Below are 11,897 nucleotides of genomic sequence, written 5' to 3'. Positions count from 1 at the left end.
AAGGACCCTGACGCCCGTTGACCGTTGCGACGAATGCGGGAGAAAATTGGCCGATAGGATCACCACGGCCGTCTCCGAGGAACTGCGTCCGACACTCGAAATCATCGCCCGCCTCGTCAGCACCACGGATGCCGAGCGCGCCTCAGTCTTCGACATATTGCCAGCGGCGTTACAGCAAACCTCCCCACAAACTCTGCTGGACGTGATCCTCGGTCTCGCGAAGCATATGAAGACGCCTTGGACGTCTACGACTGAAACTGTGGACGTCATTCGGCTCCATCGCGCCTGCATGGCTGTCGAGAGCTGGCCGCGCGGCCTTGAAGGTCTCGAGTTCAGCGCTTCTCCGCAGGGTCAGACACTTCCCCCGCTCCTCCAAAGCTACGCGAACCTAGGAGCGGAGGCCGCGACCGAGGCGGCCCATGCAGAATATGCGGGAGCCGCGCCCGTTGCCGATTCAGCGAGCCTTTCCGCTGTCGGAGAATGTGCCCGGGTTGTGGGCATCAGGGAGGCGTCGGCGATCTCAGGTTTGGATGATGATACTCTGCGTTCCGTCTGGGAGGCACGGCTGGTCACTCGTCGTTATCGTGCACACGGAGACAGACTCCTGCCAGCCTTCGAAGTGGAAGAACTGCTCCGCTTCGCCGAGGTATGGAAATCGCGAGTAAGCGCAGCCACTGTCGGCAATCGGTTTGGGCTTCCGACCTATGCGATCGAGCAGTGCGCGATTCTGGGTGTGATCAGTGCCAGCGCCCTCGCTGTGCCGGGCTGTGGCTATCGATTCTCGAAACATCCTATCGATCATTTCGGCATCGCTCTTTCTTCGCGAGCGCCCGGACCTCATGTTCCTACGATCAGTCTGCATGACTTGATGCGGCAGGTATCGGGCGCATTGAAACCGTGGGGTGAGGTGCTGGAGGCTATTGCGACGGGTCGTCTTTCCGCAACGCTCGAGCCAGGTGCTGACAATCAATTCGCTAAACGGCTTTTGATTGAGAGGGATGCTGCAGGGTGTCTTGCCAGCAAGTGGGTCCGCAATACCTCGAAATTCTTAGTCAAACTGACGCCGCTGATCACCCAGTCCGATGCGCTCGAAATTTTGAACTGCTCCGCTTCGAGTCTCGGCATGCTTGAGGGAATTGCGAGCACAGGTATCAATCCCAAGTTATTCCCACTCAGGCAGATCGTCGAGCGTGCGCGGGAAGTCATCGCGACGGCAGAAGTAGGGGGACGGCTGAATCTCGATCCGACCCGGACCTTCCGCCTGTTGAGAGCGGCGCGCGTGCGAGAGATCGTTCCCGGCGGATGGGACCGAGTTCATGCGCTCGAATTGATCACCCGAGCTGCCGTCATGCGGGACGCTCAGCTCTCTTTGGCACTTTGAGCCTTTCGGGGTGGCCTGACGACGAGCCCCACCCGCACCAATTTCCCTTGAGATTTCTGTTAGATGGCCCTCGTTGCATACGTGCGTCTTTGCATGACATTTGCAAAAATGGGTTGATTTGAGGGAAAACTACTGCAAACGGCCCCAGCGCGATTGTGAAAACTTCCTTTGATTCCAGATGGAATTTGAGGGGTTTTTAGTGCAATCTGATAATCCTCGCGCACCGGCATTGCGACCAGCCGCAATGCCAGACGGTCGCGCGATCTGTGCCGCTTTAGCTCAGTTGGTAGAGCACATCATTCGTAATGATGGGGTCAGCAGTTCGAGTCTGCTAAGCGGCACCACCACTTCCAACAGGATAATCCCAAGCTTCCTTCGGAAAGGCCGGTCGGCTGGTCGCGTGTTTGGGTCCTGTTTGGGGCACTTTGGGTAGCGAACTGGGCTCCACCCACGCCAAACCTCAGTAAACCGAGGCCTCCGAACTTTCTGAAGTCTCCGATAGGAACCCCTGATGATTGCAACTGCGCCAAGCGTTTTGAACGCCTCAAACGTCGTTATCGTCTAGCCGTCGCTACCCCTACTTTGAAGGCGAAACGCAGCGTGAAGCATCGGGTGAAGCCTCAGAACGCTTGTCTCAGTCAAGATGGCCGGGGACACCAGAGGCTCATCCAAGTGGGAGTAAATCAACCGCTCACCGGTCCCTACCTTTAGCCCTACTGCCCCCACGCGGTATAGCTCCGCAGCGACCTGACGGATCAACGCGCCCTTATCTTCGTCGGCTCCTTCCACATAGCGCTCTGCCAGATCATAAAGTGGGTCATAGTCAACTCTTCCAGCCGTATAGATCGCCAAGGCCAGATCGTCCAAGGCCAAAGTACTCATCTCGCGCAATGACAACGAAACTTCGCGAAAACCTCCAAAGAAATCCAATATTTTTTTCAAGCTAGGCAAGCAACTGCGCCATTCTTGCTCAAGAGCATCACGTCTTTTACGGGAGAACTCAACCTCAGCACTCCTGATATCACTCACCAATATTTCTGAGCGCCCATCGGAAGCGGTGATGCATTCGTTGACAAATGCGATCATATCTCGCGGACGCAATAGTGTCCTCTCGAGGAGCCAATCAAAAGTCTTACGGCCACCCATCGTAGAAGGGAATACATCGTCAAATGCAATATCATCACCAGTATATTGGCGTTTAAAAAGTTCAACAAGTCTCAAGTCGACAAGCCGCTTTAAGTCAGACTTGGACCATTTCATTTTTATAAAATAGTCTTCAAATTTCTCCCGTTGAGAAGATAAATCCGCTGTCTCTTGGACGACTCGCTCCAAAACGTCCGTTCTTAGTGCTACGAGTATCTTCAAGTTTGTGATTTTACGAAATGATTTTAAGGCTTCGACAAGCGCCCTAATCATTTTGAATCTAATTGAGTTATCTACCCAGCTCTCATCCAGCCTGTCGATGAGAATGAAAAACAGATGATCAGTTCTAGCCTCTTGGGCGAGCATGTCTATTACGCCGTGTAGCGTAGAGAGCTGTTCAGAATTAATTATCTTCCTCGAACGCGCGACAAGCTCGCTTTTTCGACCTTTGCTCAGGCGCTTTTCATATTGTCCACCGCCCTTAAATTTGACTAATTCACCACCAAACTCACCTGCCAGCTTCTTCTCCACGTCTTCAGTGATTTCTTTAATATTCTGGTTCATTGTGATCCAGAATTTACCTTCCCACTCTGCAAGATAATCAACTGCCTTACTCTTTCTCGGGTCACCTAAAAATCGGTCTACTATTGTAGAGAAGATATTTTTGGATTTTTGCTCGGTCTTAACATCGTATCTAAGACGGATGAATTCTATGCAAATAACGTGCTTCCAAAGTACTTGAAATAATAAATTAAGGTCGCCACCAATAGCATTAACAAATCTTAGCGCGTCGGAATTGGCGACATAATCCATAGCCATTTCAGCCGGATCGATTTCAATACTGTGGTTGTTGGCATGTTGAACGCCACGCAAAATGGCTGTTTTTCCGGAGCCAGTCCTTCCAGCGATGATCATACCTGCGGAATCAGGGTTTTTGGCGTCACTTAGAGCGGGATGATCTACAAAGCACTTGAAGAGAAACTCGTCGTCGCTCTCAGCGTTGCCTGTACCGATCGACATGCCCTCCCTGAGGATAATCGGATTGGTAGCTTGCTTTTGCTTGCTCATTTGCCCGCCCTATATTTGTTTTATGTCAATCGCCGCGCAGCGATAGGATTGCAAGCCGGGTTACGTCTAATCAACAGGTGCAAAACTTCGAGTGCGCCAGGCGCGCATTTCCGGCACTTATTTGAGTGGCCAAATCTGCCGCCCCCTCCCCCCACCAAGCCCTCGAAAGACATCCGGGAGCCTTTTCTATGGAGAGAGGCAGCCGAGCCTGTATCCATCGGTTCATTAGGCGCGCTAGGAGGCATACCGAGGAGGAGCGTGTGAGCCGTCAGTTAATCAACGAATACCGCAGCGAGCTCGATCGCATCGTCAAAGTCGGGGGCAGTCTCAACGAAGGTTCGGTTCGAGACGCCTTTCAGGGCCTGCTGAAGAGCTGGGGGCGGTCCAACGACCTGACCTATCTGTCCGAACACAAAATGACCGGCTCGGGCGGCAACATCTATGTCGATGGCGCGCTGGTTTACGATATCCGCGTGCCCTTCGGCTATTGGGAAGCCAAGGACAGCAAGGACGATCTCGACGAGGAAATCCGCAAAAAGGAAGCCAAGGGCTACCCGCGGACCAACATCATCTACGAGGACACCAAGCGCGCTGTCTTGATCCAGGATCGCGTTCGCGTAGCCGAGGCCGACATGGCCGACACCGACGAACTCCACGCACTGATGACCCGGTTCTTTGCTTATGAGCAGGAATCGATCCGCGATTTCCGCAAGGCCATCGGCAAATTCGCCGAAGACCTGCCTGCTATCCTGGAGGCGCTGCGCGAGCGCATCCGCGAGAAGCGCGAAGCCAGCACGGAATATTCAGCGGCGGAGGTGGCGTTTCTCAAGCAGGTCAAGGAGACGATTAACCCCGCACTGGAACGGGCCGATGTCACCGAGATGCTGATCCAGCACATTCTGACCGAGGATATCTTCAACCGCGTGTTCGACATGCGCGACTACCACCGCGACAACAATATCGCGAAACAGCTCTACGCTCTGGAACGCGAGCTTTTCGGCTATGGCGAGAAACCCAAGCTGCTGCAGGCGCTGAGGCCCTATTACACCGGGATCGAGGAGACCGCGCATCTCATCCAGAGCCATTCGGAGAAGCAGAATTTCCTCAAGTCGCTCTACGAGAATTTCTACAAGGTTTACAATCCCAAGGCGGCGGACCGGCTGGGCGTGGTCTATACGCCGGGCGAGATCGTGCGCTTCATGATCCGCAGCGCCGACTGGCTTTGCGAACAGCATTTCGGCAAGAACCTCGTTGATCCCGGCGTAGAAATCCTCGACCCGGCGACCGGCACAGGCACCTACATCGTTGAGCTGCTGGAATATTTCCGCGGCCAGCCGGACAAGCTACGGCACAAATACAAGGAGGAGTTGCACGCCAACGAGGTGGCCATTCTGCCCTATTACGTCGCCAATCTGAACATCGAGGCGACCTATCAGGCTATCACCGGGCAGTTCGCGGAGTTTGAGGGGCTGTGCTTAGTCGATACGCTGGACAACGTGGACGGGCTGGGCATCCACTCGGGCCACCAGTTCGACATGCTGGGCGCGCTGAGCGACGAGAATATCGAGCGCGTGAAGCGGCAAAACCGGCGCAAGATCAGCGTGATTATCGGCAACCCACCTTACAACGCGAACCAGCAGAACGAGCGATAGAACAACCAGAACCGCAAATACCCGCATATCGATGACCGGATAAAACGGACTTACATAAAAGAGAGCGCTGCGCAAAAAACGAAGCTCTACGATATGTATTCACGCTTTTATCGATGGGCGAGCGATCGGCTGGGCGATGAAGGCATCATCGCCTTTGTGAATAACAACAGCTTCATTGCTGCGCGCACTTTCGACGGGTTCCGGAAGACGATTGCGGAAACGTTTAACGAAGCATGGGTAATCGATTTGAAGGGCAACGCCCGAGCCAGCGGCGAACAGCGACGACGCGAAGGAGGCAACGTTTTCGAGGACAAGATAAAAGTGGGAGTAGCGGTGGCATTCTTCGTGAAGAAAAAGAATGCTGAGCCTTTCCGCGTACATTATTTGGCAGTCGATGACTACACCGACGAAGAAGAAAAAAGATCATTCATAGCCACCCGCGATCTTTCTAAGGACGCATTCGAAATTTTGAAGCCAAATGACGAAGGCGAATGGCTTAATCAGGCGGCTGACGATGAATGGTCTAATTTTTTGCCGATCGCGACAAAGGCGACAAAAGCAGGAAGGCGTCAAGCTAATGCGATTTTCAAGATATACTCCTTAGGTATATCTACAAATCGTGACGAATGGCTCTACAGCAGAACACGGGATGAGGCGTGTTCAAAAGCTGCATTCCTCACCTCTGCATACGACGAAGTTCAAGATGACAAAACTGGTCAGGCGAGTGAAATCAAGTGGTCGGAGACACTTTCTCGACGCAGACGTGCTGGGCAAAGCGAAGCCTTTAGCCCCGAGCGGGTGAGGCGTGCTGCTTACCGGCCATTCGATTATCGCTACCTTTATCAGTCTGAGCTTTTCGTCGATCGGCCTGGCTTGAGTCGCGAACTGTTCCCCCCGCAAAGTTCAAACCAAGGCATTTGCTTCTCAGATTTAGGCTCACGTACCGGCTATTGCATTCAGGCCATCAACGGCCTGGCTGATTTGCACTTTGGAGCAGCTATTGACGCTTATCAGCAGGTTACTCGCTACCGCTTCGCCAACTCCGAAGAGCGTATCGATAATATCACCGACTGGGCGCTCAAAAAGTTCACCCAGCACTATGGCAAGAAAGGTGCCGTCTCCAAGGACGCAATTTTCGCCTATTGCTACGCCGTGCTGCACGATCCGGTCTATCGCGAAAAATACGGGCTCAACCTCAAACGCGAATTCCCGCGCATCCCCTTCTATCCCGATTTCGCGCAATGGGTGGCGTGGGGCGAGACCCTGCTCGCCCTGCATATCGATTACGAGGACGTCCAACCGTACCCGCTGGAGCGGATCGATACCCCCAACCCCAAGCGTGCCGAGGGTTCTCAGCCTAAGCCCAAGCTCAAGTCCTTACTCGCGGAAGGTGCGGAGACCGGCACGGTGGTGGTGGATGAGGATACCCAGCTCACCGGCATCCCGGTGGAGGCGTGGGGCTATAGTCTTGGCAATCGCAGTGCGATCGACTGGGTGCTCGACCAGCACAAGGAAAAGAAGCCGCGCGACCCGACCATCGCCGCGAAATTCAACACCTACCGCTTCGCCGACTACAAAGAGAGCATGATCAACTTGCTCGCTAAGGTTGTGCAAGTAAGTGTTGGTACTGTCCAGATTGCGAACGCGATGAAGGACCTTGATCGGTCCGATTGGGCCGAAATAGAATGAGCGTGAACGCACCGGTTTGGCATTCGACGGTCACTAAGGATGACCTGCTTGAGGCGATTGGCTTCGTCCGCACAAAGGCAGGACTTCGTGTGCAAGGGATCAAACTCGAACCGGATGTCTTGATCATGGCGTGCACAGAAGGCTTGTCGTTCTGCACCGCCAATATGGCGTGTGACATTCCCTCAAATGGATCATGGCCATCCCCGATCCGTGTCAATGGTGCGATGCTGCGGAGGCTGGCACCAAAGCTCTTAGGGCCGGATATCGTGCTGCACTACGAGAATAAGAGATTGATGATCAACGCTATGGAAATTTCGGCTAGCGAAGTTTGATTTATCGGCCCACATCTGCAGCGCATCAATGCCAGCCATTTTAAACCACAATGGCAAAGGCTGTTCGAAGCGAGGGCCTAAGCGTGGAGACCAATGCGGTCACTACGGCCATGCGGGATCTCGATCGGAACGGCTGGACTACGTGATCCCGCCACCTCGAGTGCCAAGCGGAGAAACTCTCAATTTGGGCGCGCAAAACGCTGGCCCATGGCTAAGCTGAGGTGGGGAATCGCTTGGCCATAAACATCTGGAGCTCAGAAAGGGGCATCTCCGGCGATGAGTTGCCACTTCGAACGTAAAGGCGTTCAAAAGCAACACCGCTCTTGTCCTTCCCACGAACGATCAACGCTGCATCCGCTGGCTTCACATCAATCTGGCAAATTTCCACATCCGCAACGTGCGGGAAGGTGATCTTGAGTTTAGTGCTCGTGAAGCCCTGACCGAACGCATTCGAAAAGAGATTGCGCAGATGCAGCTCAAAGCGGTCCCTATCGGCTTCGCCTAGAGAGGCGTAGTCTTGATCAAGGCCCACCGCCTCGCCAGAGTCAGAAATGCCAATTAATAGGGTGCCCCCTTCAAAACTATTGGCTAAAGCCGCTGTTGTTTTAAAGACGACTTGCTCTAATTCTTTATTTACACGACCTTCTTTTGTATCCCAACGCAGAGTCTGCTTGAACTCAAGCTCCTCACTTTCACCTTCTGCGATCATTTCTTCGAGGGTGATGGCCTCGTGAGACTCAGCAGTCTCCGTAATCGACGAAAGATAGGCGTTTAGTTCCTCAGCCAGAAGGATGCGCCGAGCAGCCAAAAACGATCGTAATTCTCTACCTTCCAGAGTTCCGGTTCCATCGGGACCGACTGCTTTTTGAGCGCCGCAGGATTTTTCGATGCGATTCCGGTCAAGTAATCTTCGGCGGTAGTAGCACTCTTCGAGCGATTGGCGATCTGGGTCAGGATTGCTCTGTTGGTTAGCTCTTGGGCTAGGGAGTACTTGAGCCGGTTGCCCTTGCCATAACCAGCAACCTTCAACTTGGAAAACGGGAAAATGTGATCGTTTTCCAGAGCGTACTTTTTGCCCATCGGTTGCGACAATTTCACGCCTGTCGTTAGGCAGGTGGCGCCGCGGCTTTTGAAAAGCCATCGCATCATCGGGAACAAAGGGTGGGAGATGGCCCTGCCGACAAACTCGTCGGGAAGTATCTCCAGCGGCCGCTCATCCTTAATTACTTGAAGTAGTTCGTGAAACGGCTGGTCTGATTCCTTAACGATTCTGAGGTCACGATCGAGCTTTTGAGGGGTTTGCGACACGTAGCGATAGCGGATTTGCGAATAGTAGAACCACTTCACTACCTTGCGAATTTCCATCTCGGAGAGATGTCCGTCCTGTTGATAGCAGTATGCGATGATCGGGATCAGAGCGTAGATGGAGTTGATCTCGTCGGTGTGATCGACATACGCGTGCGACTGCATCAAATTGGCGACGTAGTCCAAAACTTGATCGTCCAGTCGCTTCCAGACTGCACGAAGTTGCTCTTCGTTCGTTTGGTCATGCAACAGGCGCATGTTCGAACCAGCATTAAACAGGCAAGCCAGAAGCGCGTAAACGACGAAGTCGAGCTTGAAAACGTAACCCCGCTCGGCAAGCTCGGCAAGCTTGGCCTTGAAGGTGTCTCGAGCTTGAGGCCAGTAACCCGAAATTTGAGCTAGCGCGAGTTCCGCGTCTGTCAGAGATACGCCGCTTGCATTAACCTTGTAGAATATGTCGATCGCTTCGCGGATGCTGGCTTTGACTGGAATGGTCTGCTCGGGAAACTCGCGATCCAGAATACGTTCGATCGTTTTGATGTTACTCGAAATCAATCGTGCTCTGTCTTTGTCAACTTCTTCGCCTCGTTCTTCGAGCCCTTTGAAAATATCCTGATCCCAAACCTCGTCCCGGAAGATAGCGGTCAGGTTCTGCCAACGCGGATCTTTCTCCATTTTTTGCTTTTTGAAGTACTCGAGATCAAGAGTCTCAACGTTCACATAAAGGCCCCGAGTATCATGGATAATTTCGGGGGGCGTATAATATGGCGGCAAATCACCGCGGATGAGCATGTAAAGTGTTGTAAGACGCTGTTGGCCATCTAGGAGAATACGTACAGCCCCTTGCTGTTGGTCATACTTATGTGGGCCCTTTAGCTCAGGTGGGTTCGCTGTCTCCCACGTGAGCATCGTCCCCGTGGGATACTCTTTTAGCAAGGAATCAATTAGCTGCTTCGCGTCGTCTCGCCTCCAGACGTACTCGCGCTGGAAAGCTGGTACGAAAAGCTGCTTCTCATCGATTTTGTCGAGTGCGACGGATATTTTCACAGGTGTGCCCCCAAAGAATTTAAGGCCTTACAGCACAAGCTGGGAGAGGATGAAACCCGCTGCTTAGACGGGCGCATGGGGTGCAATCGTACGGTGGTTAATGCAAACCGCGGTGCTTCTGAGGCTGCGGACAAACGCGCAAATCCGAGTAGCTTATATGAGAACAAAACAAGTACAAATAACCTTGTTCTCGGCGCGAGGTGGCCAAATCTGCCGCCCCCTCCCCCACCAAGCTCTCGGATAACCTCCGGGGGTTTTTTCGTTTGGAGATACCCATGATTATCCTGATGCGGCCGCAGGCCATAGCGAATGCAATCCAACACTGCTCGACCATCGTGCCGGTCCAAACCCTACAACGTTATAGAGAGATGCTCCAAACCGAGCCGATAGCCTGGCTATACATTCTGCAACCCGGTGACACCGCCTGCTGTCTGGAAGCCATCCGTCGGCGACCATTCGAGAGCTGGGAGTTCATCGACCGTGACGACGGCTGGTACTCGGCCACTTTTGTGATCAGCGATGATGGCTTTGGCCATGTGGTCCTGATCCCAGACCAGCCGGACACCGATCCCGAACTACTGGCGATCTGCAAAACTCACAGCACCTAACCAACTCACCACCAAAACCGAACCGAACCGCGTCCAGGCATTTCGCCTCGGGCGCTTTTTCTTTGTCCAAAAAGGAACCGCACATGCTTAACCTACCCACGATCGAAAGCATCCGCGCCGTTCTCGACCAGCCGCTCGGCAAGGTCCTGAGGGTGCTAATCGAAGACCGGCTTGCCGATACAATACACTGTGGGCTGCAGGAGCTCACCCGCATCCTGGTCGTCGAAGCAGGCGATACCGAACAGCAAATTGTTGATGCGATCGGGTTCTCCCCGCTCCAGTCTCGAATTGATAACCGACCGAAATGTCCCGATTGGGATTGGATCGAGCGGCACGACGGCTGGTGGGAGCTGCTCTACACCGTGGGCAACAGCGGCTTCGCCTACATCCTGCTCGTCGAAGATGCCGAGGGATCACCTCTCGCCCAACTCTGTCGACGGGGAGGGGCAGGGTGAAGCTGCTGGGCCAGATCCTGCTCGCCTGCTTCATTCTCACTGCCCTTCGCTGGGCTGTGGCCGTTATCGCCGCGGCCATGGTGTTCGGCTTGGTGGTCGCACTGATCCGGGCACCGGTTCAAACGCTATCCGTGCTGTTCGGCTGGCTCCTGCTTTGCGCTTTCGCCGCTCACCCGGCGCTTGGGCTCGCGCTCTTCATTCTGATTATTCTGGGCGGAAAGCTGAGCGCCAAGTGATTCGCAATTTGGCGTAGGGCTGGGGCGTTCAAGCCGAAATCCTACAGGCACCCTTTCGATAAAACCTACGTCGAGACCAACCGGAGCATCATTACATCGCCGCAAATCTGCCTGCTTGCCGCCGATACGCGCTTGCTCGCCCCTCTGACCGGTGTGATGCTCATGCGACGCGACGATATGCATACAGGAAAACAGGCGCTGGAGGCTTTGTGTACTACGATATCTTGCCTGAAACACTGAAAACGCTTCGCGACCGGTTTGGTTGGAGTCAACAAAAACTCGCGGAAGAAGCGGGTATTCATCGAAAGACGATAATTAGCAAAGAAAATGGTGAAGGCAAAGAACGCACAAGAGACTTCGTCGCATTAAAGATAGCTGAATCGCTCGGCGTTGAGGTTGGTGACTTGGGTAAATCTATTCCAGAAGAAGCTTTTCGCCTAGATATAGATGTTTGTTGCCACTTGCGCCGTGTACTAGAGCAGGGAGATAACTTTCATAGCATAAAGGTTTTGGAGTATATCACTTATCATTTGGCTGAAGCATTAGATATCGCGCAGCTAGATCTTGGGCCGGATTGGAACGTGAAAGCGCTTGAACGCCCCCGGCCGACATTACCCACCGTCCCGGCCGGCCCAATTGAAATCAGCCACGGAGAAATTGACGAGGATACTCTGCTCCAACTTCTAGTCGCGTGGCATTCTACCTTTGGAGAATATTTGGTAGACCCTAATCGAATGCTCAGCGATCCACGGTGCTCAATAATCCATGAGATTATAAAGAGACTGCCGGTCATGGAAAGGGGAAAAATAAACAGATTTTGGTTTAAAGCATATTTAAGGCGTGTATCTGGTAGGGTCGTGAATGGACACCAGATTTTAATGTCTAGTACTTTCGATTGCGAAATGTGGCGATTGATTAAAAGCGATGAACTGTAAAATAGTCTTGGACGACGCTCCTCTCCCATCCAGTAATTATAATCTG

Annotated in this window: 11 protein-coding genes and 1 tRNA gene; 9 read left to right on the top strand and 3 right to left on the bottom strand. The window is 53.3% G+C overall.

Translation table 11 applies throughout. The features are described 5' to 3' along the window. Nucleotides 1–1,381: hypothetical protein (locus A9995_RS09070; protein WP_233998145.1), on the top strand; the 1,381-nt coding region annotated here is incomplete at its 5' end. A gap of 268 nt (nucleotides 1,382–1,649) precedes the next feature. After that, nucleotides 1,650–1,725 (top strand) — tRNA-Thr (locus A9995_RS09065). Between the two features lie 217 nt (nucleotides 1,726–1,942). Here the strand turns inward: A9995_RS09065 and A9995_RS09060 are convergent. Continuing rightward, nucleotides 1,943–3,592, bottom strand: coding sequence for a P-loop ATPase, Sll1717 family (locus tag A9995_RS09060; protein ID WP_067611758.1), 1,650 nt, complete (start codon nucleotides 3,590–3,592; stop codon nucleotides 1,943–1,945). 260 nt (nucleotides 3,593–3,852) lie between these two features. Between A9995_RS09060 and A9995_RS17230 the strand changes: the two genes are divergently transcribed. From A9995_RS17230 to A9995_RS09050, 3 genes are all read left to right on the top strand, one after another. Then, entirely contained in the window at nucleotides 3,853–5,244 is a 1,392-nt protein-coding gene (locus tag A9995_RS17230; RefSeq protein WP_199797241.1) for an N-6 DNA methylase, read from the top strand. A gap of 93 nt (nucleotides 5,245–5,337) precedes the next feature. Beyond that, the gene (locus A9995_RS17225) at nucleotides 5,338–6,933 is read left to right on the top strand and encodes a type ISP restriction/modification enzyme (RefSeq protein WP_199797240.1); all 1,596 of its coding nucleotides are present in this window, start codon (nucleotides 5,338–5,340) and stop codon (nucleotides 6,931–6,933) included. 2 nt (nucleotides 6,934–6,935) lie between these two features. Further along, entirely contained in the window at nucleotides 6,936–7,265 is a 330-nt protein-coding gene (locus tag A9995_RS09050; RefSeq protein ID WP_168157372.1) for a hypothetical protein, read from the top strand. A gap of 211 nt (nucleotides 7,266–7,476) precedes the next feature. Here A9995_RS09050 and A9995_RS17220 read toward each other — a convergent pair whose 3' ends face one another. Continuing rightward, entirely contained in the window at nucleotides 7,477–8,073 is a 597-nt protein-coding gene (locus A9995_RS17220) for a helix-turn-helix domain-containing protein (RefSeq protein WP_199797239.1), read from the bottom strand. Further along, entirely contained in the window at nucleotides 8,037–9,617 is a 1,581-nt protein-coding gene (locus A9995_RS09045) for a DUF262 domain-containing protein (RefSeq protein ID WP_199797238.1), read from the bottom strand. Before A9995_RS09045 ends, A9995_RS17220 begins: the two co-directional genes overlap by 37 nt. 275 nt (nucleotides 9,618–9,892) lie before the next feature. Between A9995_RS09045 and A9995_RS09040 the strand changes: the two genes are divergently transcribed. The 4 genes from A9995_RS09040 to A9995_RS16020 all read left to right on the top strand — a co-directional run bounded on the left by A9995_RS09040 (nucleotide 9,893) and on the right by A9995_RS16020 (nucleotide 11,851). Then, a complete protein-coding gene (locus A9995_RS09040; RefSeq protein WP_145916882.1) occupies nucleotides 9,893–10,225 on the top strand; it encodes a hypothetical protein in 333 nt (110 codons plus the stop codon). A gap of 83 nt (nucleotides 10,226–10,308) precedes the next feature. After that, entirely contained in the window at nucleotides 10,309–10,680 is a 372-nt protein-coding gene (locus A9995_RS09035) for a hypothetical protein (protein WP_145916881.1), read from the top strand. Next, the gene (locus tag A9995_RS09030) at nucleotides 10,677–10,916 is read left to right on the top strand and encodes a hypothetical protein (protein WP_067611746.1); all 240 of its coding nucleotides are present in this window, start codon (nucleotides 10,677–10,679) and stop codon (nucleotides 10,914–10,916) included. Before A9995_RS09035 ends, A9995_RS09030 begins: the two co-directional genes overlap by 4 nt. A 209-nt stretch (nucleotides 10,917–11,125) precedes the next feature. Beyond that, nucleotides 11,126–11,851 carry a helix-turn-helix transcriptional regulator gene (locus A9995_RS16020; RefSeq protein ID WP_168157371.1) on the top strand — a complete coding sequence of 242 codons (726 nt, stop codon included), beginning with the start codon at nucleotides 11,126–11,128 and terminating at the stop codon, nucleotides 11,849–11,851. Nucleotides 11,852–11,897: the final 46 nt, after the last annotated feature.

The sequence above is a fragment of the Erythrobacter sp. QSSC1-22B genome (genome assembly GCF_001678665.1).
GTDB lineage: Bacteria > Pseudomonadota > Alphaproteobacteria > Sphingomonadales > Sphingomonadaceae > Qipengyuania.
The sequence above is the reverse complement of the archived record's forward strand: the minus strand, read 5'-3'. Positions and strand labels throughout refer to the sequence as shown.

What these genes read in the sequence shown, in the direction of transcription:
- A9995_RS09060 (WP_067611758.1), bottom strand. Translation starts at nt 3,592, where the DNA reads ATGAGCAAGCAAAAGCAAGCTACCAATCCGATTATCCTCAGGGAGGGC.
- A9995_RS17225 (WP_199797240.1), top strand. Translation starts at nt 5,338, where the DNA reads ATGTATTCACGCTTTTATCGATGGGCGAGCGATCGGCTGGGCGATGAA.
- A9995_RS09040 (WP_145916882.1), top strand. Translation starts at nt 9,893, where the DNA reads ATGATTATCCTGATGCGGCCGCAGGCCATAGCGAATGCAATCCAACAC.
- A9995_RS09035 (WP_145916881.1), top strand. Translation starts at nt 10,309, where the DNA reads ATGCTTAACCTACCCACGATCGAAAGCATCCGCGCCGTTCTCGACCAG.